We start from the raw sequence: 15,205 nt of genomic DNA, 5'->3' as shown, positions 1-15,205 counted from the left end.
CCTTATTTGCTCCGGTTTTGGGTGGCGCAATCCGTGTCAGATTTTCTTTGTTTTGGTCTCTTCTGAGTGCTGGATAGCCTGCCTCATGAATTTAGGTCTGACCCATAAGAATAAAGAGGGCAGCAGCATCAAGGTGAAAATGGCACTCACAATCATGGTCAGAGCCGTTAGACCCCCGAATCGGCGAATGTGCTGTCCGCCTGCCGCCAGAAGTACTGAAAAGCCCAGACCCACGGAAAGGGTATTGATAAGAATGGAAATACCGGTTGTTCCAAGCGTGCGTTGCAGCGCGGCCACTTCATTGCCGTCTTTTTTTAACTCATCGCGGAATCTGGAGATGAAATGAATGGCGTAATCGATACCCAGCCCAATAGCAATAGAGGCAATCATGGCCGTGAAGGAATCCAGTCCGATGCCGGTGTAGCCCATAACCGCAAAATTGACGAGGATTGTGATCGTAATGGGCACCACAGCCAGCACACCTCCCAGAGGTGAGCGAAAAATCAAGGACAGCAGCACGATGATGACAATCAGGGTGATCAAAAGGCTTTCGGTCTGTGTTGGGGTCAATTCCTCCTCCATGCGGTTCAGTACAGGCGCAAGGCCCGTTTGCGCAAAACGCCAGGACACCTCACGGTACGATCCCGTTTTTTCGCCGGCGAACAAGCGCTTCGCCTGTTGTGCACCCATCACCAGGTCATTTTCATTAACTTCCCACAAACTGCCTTTCACATCCCGCAGAAGGTTCTTTTTTTCGGCCAGAGAGCCTTTAAAGCGATTTTTAATGATTTCGAGAGCGGGGGAAATTCGACTTTCGCCGGCAGCCACCCGCACAACCTGTACCAGAGATTCGGCCAGCATGCCGGTGTCGGCAGGGTCCGCACCGGGAGCCTGACGGACGATAATTTGCGTCAGGGCGTCCTTTTTGGGAATTTCCCCCTGTTGCAAACGGCTGATGACAGCACGGGTGATCCGGCGGACGGAAAAAGCAGGCAATGCAAGTTCTGCTTCAGGACTCTGCAAATAACGTGTAACCGCCCGGCCGATATCTTGCAGGGCCGGTTTATCCGGTCGTGCATTCATCGCGGAAGCAACAACTTGCCGCAGCTCGTCGGTGGATGGACTTAGTCCATATTTTTCCATATCGCGGCGCAGATTTTTCATCAGGGTTTGTTTCCTGATCTGCAGCAGGGCAGGCAGCAAAGATTGTGGTGCGGTGGACAAATCCACGACGGCAAGCTCAGACGGCAGCCCGGTCAGGAAAGTATTGATGCTGTCCACTGCCGCTACCAGTGCCGTGGTTCGCCAGGTGTCCAGCCTCGCCTGCAGGAGTGCCTCCTTATCGTCTTCGGCAACCATCTGCTTCATCATGTCTTTGTCTCCGATCAGAAACCACAAGTTGGCTACGCCCCGCCGGGTTTCGGGGATAACATAGCGGTCATTCATAGCAGCGTTCATTTCGGCGATGACGGAGGCAACAGAAGTGGACTTACTTACCATGGGAATGGTTTCCAGCTTACGCTCAATCACGCGCATGGTTTTCAATACGGCCGGATCTTTAAGGTCGCCGTTGATAAGAATCTGAATGGGAAGCGAGCCGCCAAACTCATTTCTCAGAATCATTTCGGCATGATAAGCGGAACTGCCCTTTGCCAGGCAAAGGGACCAATCCACATCTTTGACAATTCGTGGAATGGCCGCAAGAGAAACTATCACCACGACCAGGCTTGCAAGGAGGATGCCGATTTTGCGATGAACAATAAACAGAGCCAGATGGTCCATTATTGTTGAATGGGAAGACTTCTTGGTTTTGCCCGGTTTAACGCGGATATTGTAGGACAGAAGTGCCGGCAGGAGCGTAAGGGTAATGACCAGAGCCAACAATACGCCCAGCGCCGTGAGTAAACCAAATTGACGGATAACGGTGAAGTCAGAAATGGCCAGTGAAGAGAATCCAACCATGGTGGTAATCGTTGTCAAGGCGATGGGTGTGCCCATCTCTTTGTAAACGAGATGGGCTGCGTCACGGGCAGACTCGCCCTTCCTGCGCCGTTCAAAATAGCGCTTCAAAAGATGAATGCCATCGGCACTGCCCAACGCCAGCAGAACAACCGGCATAATGCCGGTGAGCAGATCGAATTGCAAATTGAAAATACCCATCAATCCCACAACCCAGGTAACCGTTATTGTGACCACTAATAATGGAAATACAACTCCTGCCCAACTGCGAAATCCGATGTAAAGTATGAGCATCAGAATCAAGACCATTAAGGGAACCAGCACCTCCAGATTATGGGTGATGAGCATGGTCATATTGAAAATGAGGAAAGGCATGCCGCCAAAATAAATCTTCATCTTTTCTTTGGAAAGTTGTCCCGGTCCAATAATTGAATCCGTTACCTGTTTGACTTTAAGCGAGGTTGTGAAATGTGAGATGGTTTTGTTTCCGGTATCTCCAAAGCGCAAAATAATCGCCGTTGCCTTTGCATCCTGGCTGACCAGGGTTCCCACATAGCGGTCTTTGCTCATCACATAGGATTTCAGAGAGGAAAACTCTGGAGGTGTTTCAGGGATTTTACTTTTATCCAGCAGGGCGCCCACCTGCAGTCCCCACTCCGTTTTTCGGAAATCCACCACATTGGTCAGGCTGGTCGCATAACTAATGCCTTCCATGTTGCCATACGCATCTGTTAATTTTTTGATGAGCTCAAAACTTGGTTTCGAAAAAACATCATCCGCGGTGATCAGGGCGATGCCGATGGAATTGCCTCCAAAAACCTTGCCGATGCGGTTGTATTGTTGGACAAGAGGATCATCCTCTCGCAGATAGCTTGAAAAATCCGCATTCAGGCCTACCCGAAGAGCCTGCCAGCCCAGCAGAATCGTTATTACCAGAATAACAAGAATGACCACAAGACGGTGACGAATGACAAAATTGGCTATTTTCAGCATGTTTATTTCCCTGTCTTTGTGAAAAAATCATTTAAGAATCGTTGAACATCCGCTTCATAATTTGTTGCCAGGCTTCTTTCTGCCAGTTTCCGGCATGGCCCCATCTCCAAAGAAAGGATTTGTTTCTTGATGGGCGGGATCAACAGCGGGGCCATGCTCAGGGAGCGAATTCCCAATCCCAGCAGCAACGGCGTCCAGCGCGGATCAGAGGCGATTTCGCCACATACGGATACCGGTTTGCCGAAATCCCCCGCAGCATCCACAACCTGTTTCAACATACGCAAAATAAGCGGATGAAACGGCTGGTAAAAGGGCATAACGTTTTCATTGTTGCGGTCGACGGTCAGAGTATATTGTACCAGGTCGTTGGTACCAATACTGACGAAATCCACGTGGGGGATGAGTTCCCGGATCATGAAAACAGAGGCGGGAGTTTCAACCATGATGCCAAATTGAAAATTGGAGTTTTCCGTCTTAATTCGGTTCAGAATTCCATTCAAATAATCTACCTCTTCCAGATTGTTGATCATGGGATAGAGAATTCTGACGGGGCCGTGCGCGGCTGCCCGAAGAATGGCCAGTAATTGCGTTTCCAGAATTTCCGGATGATATTGAAACACGCGGTGCCCCCGCAGACCCAGATAGGGGTTGTTCTGTTTACCCATGGAAAAATAGGGCAGAAATTTATCGCCTCCAACATCCAGCACCCGAAAGGTAACCGGTTTGCCATTCATGTGTTTAACGATTTTTTCGTACCACCTGACCTGCTGTTCAAAGGAAGGGAAATTGGTCTGATCGTACATAAATAAAAATTCGGTGCGAAAAAGGCCGACATTATCAATTTCATCCGGTGAAAAGAGGTGCAGCTCATCCAGCCGCTCAATATTGACCCCCAGGGAAATTCTTGTCCCATCCAGTGTTTTTGCCGGAAGAGTCCGGATCTTTTGATAAGCTTTGGTAATTTGGCGAATTTCCTTAAGGCGTTTCTTGTATCGATCCAGTGTTTGAGCGGAGGGATTGAGTATGATCTTTCCATCGTAGGCGTCGATAATGATGGGTGTACCCGTACGGATGGTTTTTGACACATCGGGCGGGCCAACCAGTACGGGAATACCAAACGACCGCGCCAGAATGGCTGCATGAGACGTGGGGGCAGCACTTTCAACCAGAACCCCCTTCGTTGCCAGCCGCTTGCCCGCCAGAATAATTGACGGAAAAAGTTCTCCGACAATCAAAATGGTTTCTTTATCTATTTTTTCCTCCGGGATCCCCAGTTTTTCGATCGATTGGTTTTTAAAGTACCTGGCCAGATCGATGAAGTCAATGGCGCGTTCCCGCATGAGTTCGTTGGAAGAGGCTGCCAACCGGCGGGAAAAATTGTTCATCACGCGTTCCACCGCTGCCTCAACCGGGATAAACTCTTCCGAAATGAGATTGATGACCTTTTTCTTAAACCCTTCATCGGCCAAAATCATCTGATGGGTTTGAATGATTTCTGCATCCTTTTTATCAATTTCTTTGGAAATGCTCAGGAATAATTCCGATAAATCGGAAGCAATATGCTTGACCTGTTTGTCAAATCGTTGCAATTCCATTTCCACATCGATGTCCTGTTTATCGGTGAGTACCGACGAGGGCTCCGGAACCAAAAATGTTTTTCCAATCGCAATGCCCGGCGAAACAATGCGCGCATTTAATACGGTGTCTTTCATTATGTAATTCTCTTTAAATATTATGAAGAAATAATGGTTTTTCCAGATCGACTGCCCCGGCATTTTCGTTTCTACCGCAGCGGCACCAGACGCAGTCACAGTCTTTGTGCATGCATTGTTTGTCGATCAAACGGGTGTGATACCAACGCTTTGCCATTCCGAAGAGTAATCGTTTTGAAAGAGACAACTGATAATATTTCTGCAGGACATGAATGACGTTGTCCGATCGGCTCAGCCGGTTCAACAGGTGTTGATGACCCCAATTTCCAAAAAGATCAAAGAGCAGTCGGTTGGCTAAAGACGCTTTTTGTGCGGGGAGGATGTACTGGCGGATGAGTTTCTCATAATCCCCGCCGATGATAATACTTGCGGCGGCAAGATATCCGGATAGCAATGCGTAACGGATGCCAAATCCCCACAAGGCGTCCTGGAAACCTGCCGATTCGCCCACGTACAGTGCCTTATCGTTTTTGTGTCTTGAATCGGACAGAAAAAAGTTTCCGAATCCGCCAAAAGAAACAGGCTCCCGAATATCGATGTCCAGGGTCTTTTTCAAGCTTTCAAGGGAGCGGTCAAAATAATCCTGAGAGTGGCGGAAATCTTCAAAAATACAGGTGGCGAAGGTCGCTTTCCCATTGTTTACCAGTAAATAGACGTACCCCTTTGGGGCAAGGCGGTCATCAACAAAACCATAGTACGCATCCGGATGGGAGGTTTTGAACAGAATGCCCTTGGCAATCACATCGGCCGCTTTGGGTCCGGTACCAACGATTGTTTTTTCCCCGGGAAACTTTTGCACATTGTCGTTCCATACGAATTGTACGCCAGCGGCCAGGGCCTGTTGTTTCAATCCCTGATCAAAAGATCCGCTGCCGCTGCCACGCTCAATGAGATAAAAGAGCGGTCTGCCCACCTTTATTTTAATCTCTTTTTGGTTCGGACCATAAAAATGGCCGGTCTGATAGGGTACACAGCGAAAATTTACAGCAATGCCCATATTTTTCAGAAAAGAGAGGGCGTCTTCTTTCGACGTCCAATTTTCAAGTCCCTGAAAATCCCCATTGAAGCGGCTGCCAACCTCACTGTTTTTTTCGTGCACAATTGCCTGATAATTTGCTTTTGCAAGGGTAATGGCGGCAATCAGGCCGGCGGGGCCTGCACCGATAATATGTACTGTTTTATCTTTCATTTTCGGCCATAAATTTATTTTTAAAAAAATAATTTTGACGCATTAAATAACCTGAAATAAAGTAAATAGGGATAAAAATGTACCAGGACGCTGAAGAACCCCGCTTCAGCCGCATAAATGAGCCCGGCCGATTTGAGTGGAGACCAAATCAGCCGGGCTCCCGCACAAGTCCTGCTAATGGTGGTGGTGACCAGAGTGGCCGGAATTTTCGGCAGCGAACTTTTGGGGTTCTTTGTCGAAAGTCGCCTTGCAGCCCGGTGAGCAAAAGTAAAATGTTTTGCCCTGGTACTCGCTTTTTTCGGCGGCGGTTTTTTCATCCACCTGCATTCCGCAAACAGGGTCTTTAGTCATTTTGAACCTCCTTTTGGTTTTTTTCCCGTAGCATTCACACAAATGTCCGGGCATAAAAATGCCGGAGAATCGGATCATTGATGATCCATTCCGGCAGATGTATCAGGTATGGCCCTCTCTTTTTGGATCAAAATGAAAGAGAACGCCGCAATTCCCGTGTAAAGAAATGCGCCCGTCAGCAGGGCGTAGGTAAACCCCGCCCGGATGCCGATTATCATGGCAAGGATAGAACCTGTGACCGAAGCGATCCCGTTAACGCCCCACATCCAGCCCACGTATTTTTCCAGATGATACTGTTTCATAAGCCGAATCGAGAGTGGAAACGGATAACCCAAAAGGAAACCCAGTGGAAAGAGAATTACCGCCGCCACGATTTGCGGAGCGGACGCAACAGCCGAAAATATATGGTTCAGGAAAATACTATAGACCAAAAGCACCAAAAAGGTCGACAGGGCAGCAAACGACAGGGCTGTTGCCAGCCGTTTTTTTATCAGCGAGCTGGTTAAACTGCCGATTCCGGTGCCGAGTAAAAGAGACGTCAGCAATATCGTTAACGTGAAAACGGGCTGTCCGATATATAGGGTTAATTTCTGAAAGAGAGCTATTTCTATCATCATAAATCCGGTACCCATGGTGAAGAACAGCAGCAGGAAAATTTTCATCTGCGGAAAACGAACGAACGGTTTTAAAACCGCAGAACGGCTTTTGGTTGCCGCAAGCGGAATCGCCAGGAGGATCAGTACCAGGAAAACAAATACGGAAAAAAACCCGAAGGGTTTTGGCAGCCCCAGTTCCTGCTTGTAAAAAAATGGACTGTCATCAGTTGTAGGACTGATGTCTATGGATGCGCTCCGGATAAGCTGATTCAGGGTTACCTTGCCTTTCGAAATATAAACTAAAACCTGGTCGAACATTTGTAACTGGGAATCTGCCCCCAGTCGTTCGGAGAGTCTGATCGTCTGCTGCGGGATGTAAGGAAAAAACAGATTGCCCCGATCGAACCCCAGCCGGTGGCTGACAACATGCCGGGGACCGACAGCCTCTTTTGTAAAAGCTTGATTTTTAATGACGATTGTCGGCATCATTGTTGAGCCGATAGTATAAATGTGTTTCATAGCCTCAGGTTGTGAGATATTTTTTTCTCCGAATGCCGTTAGGGCCAGCGAAACGAGGCGGTAGATTTCTGCGCTGTTGTGTGCCACAATTACAATTCGGCCTTCCGGGGTAAGGTGATCCAGGTAATCCCGGAGGGCTTCAACCGTGAACAGAAAGTTTTCGGTTAGTGCAAACCCTTCCAGGCTGCGACTGCTTTTGGTAATAGGAACGGAGAGCATGATGAGATCATATTTTTTGTGAACGGTGCGCAGATAGTTCCGGCCTTCCTGCACAACCACTTTGACATTGGGTATGCGGGTGTAAATACCGCCGTCAAAGGTTTCGTATTTTTTGACCAGCGCCACAAGGTCCGGGTTAACCTCAACGGCTGTAATCTGTTTAACGCCGCCAAGTAGTGCCACAACCACATCGCGGCCCCCTCCGGCTCCAATGATCAGAGCATTGTCCTTTTCGTTATCTTTTAAAAAATAAAAGGGGAAAAACAGACCGAAATGGCTGCGAAGCTGCATTTGCTCCTGCTTGTTATTCAGAAGAAAATCCAGGTTGTACATCACCGTCCCGGCCGCGCCGTCAACAAACAAAACCATTTCATTGGGTGTAACCGAGCTTTGCACCAAATCCGTTCGCCCAAAAGCACTCCATCTGGTGTCAATAATTTTGGCATTTTCACCGGGGTTATTCAATATCCGATACATATCCTTATTAAAATCCATCGCTACCGGAACCTTAGGTGAAAACAGGCTGGCAGAGAAAAGAAAGAGAAAGAGGATGACGATAACGCCAATGTACCTTAAAAGAAATTTTATATTTTCTGCCAGGCCGATAAGGATTGCTCCAAGGGCGGCCACGATTGCGATAATAAAAGCCGCTCGGATACCGCCAAACGTGTCCAGCAAAAGCACCGCCGCCAGCGCACCAAGGGTCGCGCCCACCAAATCCAGGCCGTATAAAATAGAACTCCTGCCCGCAAATTTTTGAAAGATGGCTGCAAACGCCAGACCCGCGAAAAAAAAGGGCAGGGTCGACAGGGCAATGTAAATCCATAATCGGAAATCGACAAAAAAGCTGTTTTCGTAGATTGGCAAATTGATAATGGCAAAGACGGAAACGGAGATAAATAATGCAAAGAGCGCTGCCGATCCGCCGATCTCCGCCCGCGGTGATAGCTTCTGCCACAGGCGCAAGGACATTCCTCCAAGCCCCAGACCCAGTAAGGAAAAGGAAACAACCATAAAGACAAAATGATACGAAAGCATGACGGAAAAAATTCTTGTCAGAATAATCTCGAACCCCAAAACACTGAACGAGATCAACGGGATTGCAAAAGCAACCGCGCGGAAGTAAGACTGTTGATTTTCATTTTTCATTACATTTTCTCATTTTTGGGGTCATTCATGCAAACCACCCGGCGGCAATTTTGCACACTATTTGTCGTTGATGACAACGATTTTTTTGAAGATATCTCCCCACAAATCTGTAACATGAATGGTGGTGAAACCGGCTTTTTTCAGATTCCCAACAGTATCCCGGTTGATATTGGCACCGTATAAGAACAATGGAAACGGATTGAGTGCATCCATCAGCGGGCCAATTACTTTGTGGGTACTGCGCACATGCTCCAGCATGACAATTTTTCCGCCTGGTTTGCACACGCGGCGTATTTCTTTCAGACCCAATACAGGAATCGGTACTGAACAAAAAACACAGGAGGTCAGCACACAATCGAAGCGGTTATCGCTAAAGTCCATTTTTTGAACGTCCATCTCGATAAATGTGACATTTTTGTGAGTGTTCTCATATTTTTCCCGTGCCTTGTCGAGCATTTTTTTGCTGAAATCAATGGCAATCACGTTTACCGTTTCCGGATAATAGGGAATATTTCGACCGGTACCCACACCAACTTCCAGCACGGTGCCCGATACCTCGCTGATGATGTCTTCCCGCCATCCGGCGGAAAACCCCTCCATGGGTTTTTCCAGCAGATCAAATACCACCGATGTGCGATTATAACGTTTCTTGATTTTTTCTGTTTCATCTTTCATTTTTTTTGCCTTTTTAAGCCTACGGAATATAACCGTGTTCTAAATTCAACAGCGAATTGCGGTCGTCAAATTGTTTGTTCCAGCGCTGATCGATAGAATAAACGAAACCCGCCTGAAAGCGCGTTTCGCTTTTCCCGTACAAAGCTTGTAAATCGCCGTTAAAACGCGCATGCTGCACCTGAACTGCCAGATCAAAATTCTCGCCCAGGCGATAAAAAGCATTGGCCACCATTTGCCACTGTTTGGTTTGGCGCGTTAAATTCGGAAAGACTTTAAATCCGCCGGAAAGAGCCAGTTGCAGGGTTGGACGTTCTAATTTACGATACAAAAAACGCAAAGAGAAAAAATGCGCCGCCGCTGTGGCTCGTGTTAAATCGTAATAATTGGCGATGGTTTTGATTTCGTTAAATCCCAAATTGTACACCACCTGAAAACGAGCGTCCACAAAATAAACGGGATCGGGCTTGATGTTAAAGATGCCCGATACCAGAATATTTTTCAATGTTTGGTCGAATTGGTTGGAATAGCCCTGCCGGTCCGTTAAAAAATTGTTCAAACTGATTCCCAGTTGCTGAATACGCGGCCGGTTCCAGATCTGCGTTTCCGGTACCCGGTATTCCAAAGCCAGTCCCGCGGCATTTAAACTGAAATCGGTTTCGGAAGTGGCCGGAGGCTGAGGGGTTTGGGTAAAATGTTCGCCATGCAGGCGCAGCCAGTAACGCTGGGCGAACACATGCGCCGCTTCGATGACATTCCCGTATTGATTGTCTTCCGTGTTTTCTCCGGAAGAGAAAGGATTCAGCGCGTCGGTCAGCGGCAGGGCGTCGTCATCGCGTAACGTGGGAAATTCAATCAAAGCGCTGAGCACGCGCGAACGCCCCATTTTAAGAATGTTCTTCTGATCTTCGATTCTTAAAAAGGTCTGATGAAAAAACACCTGACCCAAATCGGAATCGGCATCCGGAAATTGGAGTCCAATAACCAGTTGGCCTCGAAAATTGCTGTACAATTTTTGCCGGAAGCCCAATAAAATTCCGGTATCGGAAAAGTCGTTTACGCTGGTGGCTTTTTGGCTGCCGCGAATATCGGTATTAAAAGACATGACTCCGCGGGCGCCCAGTTGGGTTTCCGGCCTGACCTGGGCCGAGGCGCCTTGCAATAAAGCCGCCAGAAATGCAAGCAAGAATATGTTTTTTATAAAGTACATTTTAATCTCCAGAATTTCTGTTCATCCCTCTAACCGGGGGGTTATTCATCTAAAGCCACAACGGGAAGGTTTTTCAGTCCCATTTTTTTAGCCATCATGTTCAGTTCCGTCTCTTTGGCGGGCAGATCTTCGTACACCAGTGCCAAAAGGTTGCCGCCCGGGTACAGCCCGTTATTGGTTACCCGCCGTGTATCGTGATCGTGAAATGTCCAAATGCCGCGGTTTTTGCCCTCGATAATAATGTCCAGCGTTTTACCCGGACTCAATCGTAAGGTATTGCGCTGCCAGGGCTGCGGCACCGGCAGACCGTCATCGGCCACCTGCCAAAAATCGTGCCCGTGTAAATGCAGGTAGTGCTCTTCCATGCCGGCATTGATCAAACGGACGCGGATGTTCTCACCTTCTCTGATGTACAAATTGGGCGTCATGGGATACGATTTTCCGTTGACCGTAAACCAGTTGGCGACCGGCAAGTCGGCAGGCGCCCGGCGGTTTACCACGTAAGGCGGCTGATAGCCGTTTTTAACGGCCTGCACAAATTCTTCTTTGGTATTGAATACGGCAAAACGCTCTTTGTTAAACCGTCCGGTTTTCATCAGATACATGCGTTCTTTCATGCGTTCCAGCATGCTGTTCATCTCTTCACGCAAAAAGTTCACATCGTGCGCCGAATACAGTAAGGTGTATTCGCGCTCATAAGGAAAGCGCTTGCGAATAGGATCGTCGTCTTCCTCTACAATCAGGCTGCCGTACATACCGGCCTGCATGTGTAATAACGTTCCCCAGTGACAGTGGTAAAAATGGGTGCCCTGCGGTTCGGCGGTAAATTCGTACACAAACTCCTGCCCGGGCATCACCGGCATTTGGGTCACATAAGGCACACCGTCCATGCGCCAGGGAACATGCATCCCGTGCCAATGGATAGTGTGGTTCAGCTCGGTTTTGTTTTTGAAAATAACCCGTACCTTATCCCCGCGTTTAACACGAATTTCCGGTCCTGGCACCTGATTGTTAAAGGCCAGCGTGTGGATTTTAAAACCGGGCACGAATTCCTGTTGATGGATATCGATAAAAAGGTGGAACTCCTTCACATCGCCGTCCATGACGGGTTTCAGCGGGGCCGGAAATTTTTGGGCGTTGGCGGCCATGACCGGCTTACTGAGCAAATGGGTCGGCAAAAGGGCCGCAGCCGCGGTTAAAATGGTAGATGTTTGCATAAAATTTCTTCGTTTCATAAAAAGCTCCCTCAAAAGTTACGTATAGAATTTGAAGATTAGTGAGGCATATTCTGGTGTTCCATATTCATCATAGGTACTGCCTCGTCCAGCGAAATCACATCGATTTCAGCAATCTGAATGTTGCCCGTGCCGGAAAAGCCAAAGCCTGCGGCCCCGGCTTCCGGATCGGAGCCGTGACCGTGAGCGACCAATTTGTCATTGATGTAGCCGCGGAAATGTCCCTTGCTGCTCACGGCTTTAAAAGTCAACCAGGTTTTCTGGGGGAATTCCCCTGTGTCGAAAACTTTTACAACGCCGTTTTTCATTTGTCCCAGTTTGGCCTGGTTATTTTCTGCTTCAAAAAATGTGTAGGCACCCGGGCCCAAAATGTGGTGTGCCAGAAAAAAACGCCCTTTAAACCCGTCAAGATTGACCCATGCCGTAATTTGCACATTTTCAAGATTTGGTCCGAAATCGAATAAAAAGGGTTCATTGCTTTTTGATTGAATGTCTAAAGCCGGGGTACCGTTTTTGAACTGAACACCCTGCAAAACCAAGTTTTTCCAATTTCCCCGAAGAAGATTAAAATTCTGGCGTAATGTGGCCGGAGCATCCGTACCCGCCTTCCAGCGCCAGGACCCTTTTTCGCCAACGACAATGGCTGCTGCGGGGGTTTTATTTTCGGATGCTGCTGCAGGAACGGCCTGTGTCTTGGTGCCCACACCGTAGCGAAAAACCAGCTCACCGCCCCGCTCAGCGGTTTGCTGTATCAGGCCAAGTCCGGCCGCTGCCACAACAAACAAAAGGACAGCCACAACCGGACGATGATCCCATTTTTTCCAATAAATTAGAAACCGTAACAGAGCATAGATGCTGAAAAACAACATCGTAAAAAGAGCCAGATCGGCGTGTGTACTGATAACCGGAAAAGCCGGGGGCGGAAATTTAACAATGTCTGCAGCCTGCTTACCGGAAAGATAGGCGCCGATGGTTCCCAGTGCGCCAAAAACATAAAGCCACAATGCGGCCGGTTTTAGCCACGTTTGGCGTCGCAGAATAAGTCCCACAAAATCAGCCGCAACGGCAATTACCAGAAGGGCAATGGGAAAGTGAACGATGAGCGGATGCACATTGGACATCCAATCAGGAATAAGTGTCATTATGGCCGTCCTTTATACTGGTTTAAAGAATTGGGGAATTTGCGGATCAGATACGTGCGCAAATTCATGAATTGCCAAGATCCTGTCTCATGCGTTCGTATTCAATCTGCGAAATTTCGCCCCGGGCATAACGCTGTTTCAGAATATCCAGGGCGTCCGAATAACGGCCGGGTGTGTTGCCTGGTGAAAAAGAGTGGTCCCTGTTTCGATTTGAGTTAAACAGGTTAAACGCACCCCAACCAATTAATAACAGGGCAAGTAGCCCGAATACCGATCCAAATCCCATTCCTACCATCATGATTTTTCTCCTTATGTATTATTTGTGTTTTTTCAGTTTTCTTGTTGTCCATAGTAAACGCAAACCCTATGCCATGGAATAATTGCGCCGATAGGGTATTGTTATTTATGAAATAAGCTGGATTTATTCAGAGGAAATTAAAATGAGACATTAGACAATATTCTTTACTTTATCTGGAATTGTGCAGAATATTCTACACAATTTTATAAGGATTCATTAGTTTTTTGGATGAAAACAGGGACGAAAAGGCAATATCGTACTGTTATTATTTGGATGGCTGTTTTTATTCGTTCTCTTTAATTTGCGCTTTCGGGGTAAAAAGGTTGAGCCCTGTTTCTGATAAAAAACCCTTTCAGGATTTGATCATGACCAGCATCATCTTAAATTTTTGGGTTGCTTTTAGGCCGTGGGGATCATTGGCCGGCATGATGATGCTTTCTCCCGTTCTTAAAATAAACGGTTTCCCGGAAATGGTGATTTCAGCCTCACCATCCATAATGTAGACAAGGGCATCGTAGGGAGCCGTATGCTCACTCAAAGCCTGATTTTGATCAAAAGCAAAGAGTGTTACAGACCCGGCATCCTTCTTCAGGAGCGTTTTGCTGACCACGGAGTCCGCTTGATAGCTGACTAAATCAACCAGGGTGTGAACGCTTAAATCGGTGCTCATTTTTCCTCCCGTATTCGTTGTGAGATTTGGGTCTGTCTGTGTTCCAAACCCAAACTAAGGGTATTTTTGTTATTTGCAATGGTTAAATATGCTGGCAGTCCGGGCCCTGTTTTTAGTCGCAAAGGCACCCCGCCACAATTGCTCCAAAAAATAATTTTGAAACACACTCGTTAATATACTCAAAAAATGATGTCTTATTCAATTAATTTTTTCCTCATGGCATCAAATTCATTTTGAGTCAGTTCTCCCTTTGCGTAACGCTTTTTCAAAATTTCAAGCGGTGTTTCATCTCTTGGAGTGGTTATCTCGCGATTTTCTCTCTTTTGGTTATGGGTAAAGGAAAGAATGCCCCATATAATGACTCCCAGAAACAAGAGCCAAAAAATGGATCCAAACCACATACCGCCCCAGCCAAATCCGTGCATCATTTCTTTTTTCCTCCTTATTTAAGTTATCCTAAAAAAATGGGGCAGAGTTTTCAGCCCTGCCCCGTCAGCTTTTGGGTCTGATCTATTTCATCATGCCTGTTTTACATTTTGTCATAGGCGCTTGGGCTGAAAGTGCTTTTAGTTTTTGCAATTGATCCGGCGTCAATACCCGACGTCCCTGTTCAATTGTGCTCAGGAATGTTACGCGCAGCTTTCCTTCCAACGCATTGATTTGATTAACCTTTGCCCGGGCCTTTTTAAAATCCGGATTATTTGCATTTAGAATTTGTTTGAGCTCGATGGTTGCAACCTGACGGTCGGCCTTATTCTGAACAGCCACCTTCTTAAAGTTCAGCTTCAGGTTTTCCAGTTTTTGGACTTGTTCCTGGGAAAGACCCAGGGGAGTGGATACTTTCAATAAATATCCCGGACACCCATAAGCGTAGAGGGTTTTAAACAGCGGATCGTGCATGCCCATCATGCCATTCCCCTTCATCATACTCATCATGCCCATCATGCCGCCCTGCATCATACCGGGTTTTGCCTGGGCACTTGCGGTATTGCCCATGGCCTTTTGACGCATTTGCATCATGCTGTTTTTCATTGGCATGGGAGTGTTGCTCTGCCCGGCTGATTGAGCCATGGCCCACTCGCCGAATGTCAAAAGTCCCAGCACAATTGCGAATGTCATAATCATTTTTTGTCTCATTTTAAACCTCCTCGTTTTGGTTATTTTTAACGTTCACGATGGTAAGGCTCAATTATTGTGCCAAAAGCCTCGCGATTGACAATTCCAGAAAAAACAACCCATCAGAAATTACAGATATGAGAAAGACTCCCCCGATTGAGGGTTATTCTACACC

At 47.4% G+C, this 15,205-nt stretch carries 13 protein-coding genes; all 13 read right to left on the bottom strand.

Annotated features, from left to right (window positions below; all coding sequences use genetic code 11):
- Nucleotides 1-36: 36 nt before the first annotated feature.
- The 13 genes from GXO76_10605 to GXO76_10545 all read right to left on the bottom strand — a co-directional run bounded on the left by GXO76_10605 (nucleotide 37) and on the right by GXO76_10545 (nucleotide 15,051).
- Entirely contained in the window at nucleotides 37-2,952 is a 2,916-nt protein-coding gene (locus GXO76_10605; GenBank protein ID NOY78304.1) for an MMPL family transporter, read from the bottom strand.
- Between the two features lie 2 nt (nucleotides 2,953-2,954).
- Nucleotides 2,955-4,664: a phosphoenolpyruvate--protein phosphotransferase gene (gene ptsP, locus GXO76_10600; GenBank protein ID NOY78303.1), complete on the bottom strand. Its 1,710-nt coding sequence runs from the start codon at nucleotides 4,662-4,664 to the stop codon at nucleotides 2,955-2,957.
- 13 nt (nucleotides 4,665-4,677) lie between these two features.
- Nucleotides 4,678-5,853, bottom strand: coding sequence for an NAD(P)/FAD-dependent oxidoreductase (locus GXO76_10595; GenBank protein ID NOY78302.1), 1,176 nt, complete (start codon nucleotides 5,851-5,853; stop codon nucleotides 4,678-4,680).
- A gap of 174 nt (nucleotides 5,854-6,027) precedes the next feature.
- Nucleotides 6,028-6,204, bottom strand: a complete 177-nt coding sequence (locus tag GXO76_10590; GenBank protein NOY78301.1) for a YHS domain-containing protein — start codon at nucleotides 6,202-6,204, stop codon at nucleotides 6,028-6,030.
- 74 nt (nucleotides 6,205-6,278) lie between these two features.
- Nucleotides 6,279-8,687, bottom strand: coding sequence for a hypothetical protein (locus GXO76_10585; GenBank protein ID NOY78300.1), 2,409 nt, complete (start codon nucleotides 8,685-8,687; stop codon nucleotides 6,279-6,281).
- A gap of 57 nt (nucleotides 8,688-8,744) precedes the next feature.
- Nucleotides 8,745-9,362: a class I SAM-dependent methyltransferase gene (locus GXO76_10580; protein NOY78299.1), complete on the bottom strand. Its 618-nt coding sequence runs from the start codon at nucleotides 9,360-9,362 to the stop codon at nucleotides 8,745-8,747.
- Nucleotides 9,363-9,381: 19 nt separating this feature from the next.
- The gene (locus GXO76_10575; GenBank protein ID NOY78298.1) at nucleotides 9,382-10,569 is read right to left on the bottom strand and encodes a hypothetical protein; all 1,188 of its coding nucleotides are present in this window, start codon (nucleotides 10,567-10,569) and stop codon (nucleotides 9,382-9,384) included.
- 41 nt (nucleotides 10,570-10,610) lie between these two features.
- Complete coding sequence (locus GXO76_10570; GenBank protein ID NOY78297.1) at nucleotides 10,611-11,804, bottom strand: multicopper oxidase domain-containing protein; 1,194 nt, start codon at nucleotides 11,802-11,804, stop codon at nucleotides 10,611-10,613.
- A gap of 38 nt (nucleotides 11,805-11,842) precedes the next feature.
- A complete protein-coding gene (locus GXO76_10565) occupies nucleotides 11,843-12,946 on the bottom strand; it encodes a DUF2231 domain-containing protein (GenBank protein ID NOY78296.1) in 1,104 nt (367 codons plus the stop codon).
- Nucleotides 12,947-13,010: 64 nt separating this feature from the next.
- Nucleotides 13,011-13,232, bottom strand: a complete 222-nt coding sequence (locus tag GXO76_10560; GenBank protein ID NOY78295.1) for an SHOCT domain-containing protein — start codon at nucleotides 13,230-13,232, stop codon at nucleotides 13,011-13,013.
- A gap of 364 nt (nucleotides 13,233-13,596) precedes the next feature.
- Nucleotides 13,597-13,914 (bottom strand): cupin domain-containing protein, encoded by a 318-nt coding sequence (locus GXO76_10555; protein NOY78294.1) that lies wholly within the window; start codon nucleotides 13,912-13,914, stop codon nucleotides 13,597-13,599.
- 194 nt (nucleotides 13,915-14,108) lie between these two features.
- Nucleotides 14,109-14,342 (bottom strand): SHOCT domain-containing protein, encoded by a 234-nt coding sequence (locus GXO76_10550; protein ID NOY78293.1) that lies wholly within the window; start codon nucleotides 14,340-14,342, stop codon nucleotides 14,109-14,111.
- An 82-nt stretch (nucleotides 14,343-14,424) separates the two neighbouring features.
- A complete protein-coding gene (locus GXO76_10545) occupies nucleotides 14,425-15,051 on the bottom strand; it encodes a hypothetical protein (GenBank protein NOY78292.1) in 627 nt (208 codons plus the stop codon).
- Between the last annotated feature and the right edge of the window lie 154 nt (nucleotides 15,052-15,205).

It is taken from the genome of Calditrichota bacterium (assembly GCA_013151735.1).
GTDB lineage: Bacteria > Zhuqueibacterota > JdFR-76 > JdFR-76 > BMS3Abin05 > BMS3Abin05.
Note: the sequence above shows the minus strand (reverse complement) of the source record. Positions and strands in the feature narration are given on the sequence as shown.

Coding starts and splice junctions, on each gene's coding strand:
- GXO76_10605 (NOY78304.1), bottom strand. CDS start 2,952: ATGCTGAAAATAGCCAATTTTGTCATTCGTCACCGTCTTGTGGTCATT.
- ptsP (NOY78303.1), bottom strand. CDS start 4,664: ATGAAAGACACCGTATTAAATGCGCGCATTGTTTCGCCGGGCATTGCG.
- GXO76_10595 (NOY78302.1), bottom strand. CDS start 5,853: ATGAAAGATAAAACAGTACATATTATCGGTGCAGGCCCCGCCGGCCTG.
- GXO76_10590 (NOY78301.1), bottom strand. CDS start 6,204: ATGACTAAAGACCCTGTTTGCGGAATGCAGGTGGATGAAAAAACCGCC.
- GXO76_10585 (NOY78300.1), bottom strand. CDS start 8,687: ATGAAAAATGAAAATCAACAGTCTTACTTCCGCGCGGTTGCTTTTGCA.
- GXO76_10580 (NOY78299.1), bottom strand. CDS start 9,362: ATGAAAGATGAAACAGAAAAAATCAAGAAACGTTATAATCGCACATCG.
- GXO76_10575 (NOY78298.1), bottom strand. CDS start 10,569: ATGTACTTTATAAAAAACATATTCTTGCTTGCATTTCTGGCGGCTTTA.
- GXO76_10570 (NOY78297.1), bottom strand. CDS start 11,804: ATGAAACGAAGAAATTTTATGCAAACATCTACCATTTTAACCGCGGCT.
- GXO76_10565 (NOY78296.1), bottom strand. CDS start 12,946: ATGACACTTATTCCTGATTGGATGTCCAATGTGCATCCGCTCATCGTT.
- GXO76_10560 (NOY78295.1), bottom strand. CDS start 13,232: ATGGGATTTGGATCGGTATTCGGGCTACTTGCCCTGTTATTAATTGGT.
- GXO76_10555 (NOY78294.1), bottom strand. CDS start 13,914: ATGAGCACCGATTTAAGCGTTCACACCCTGGTTGATTTAGTCAGCTAT.
- GXO76_10550 (NOY78293.1), bottom strand. CDS start 14,342: ATGATGCACGGATTTGGCTGGGGCGGTATGTGGTTTGGATCCATTTTT.
- GXO76_10545 (NOY78292.1), bottom strand. CDS start 15,051: ATGAGACAAAAAATGATTATGACATTCGCAATTGTGCTGGGACTTTTG.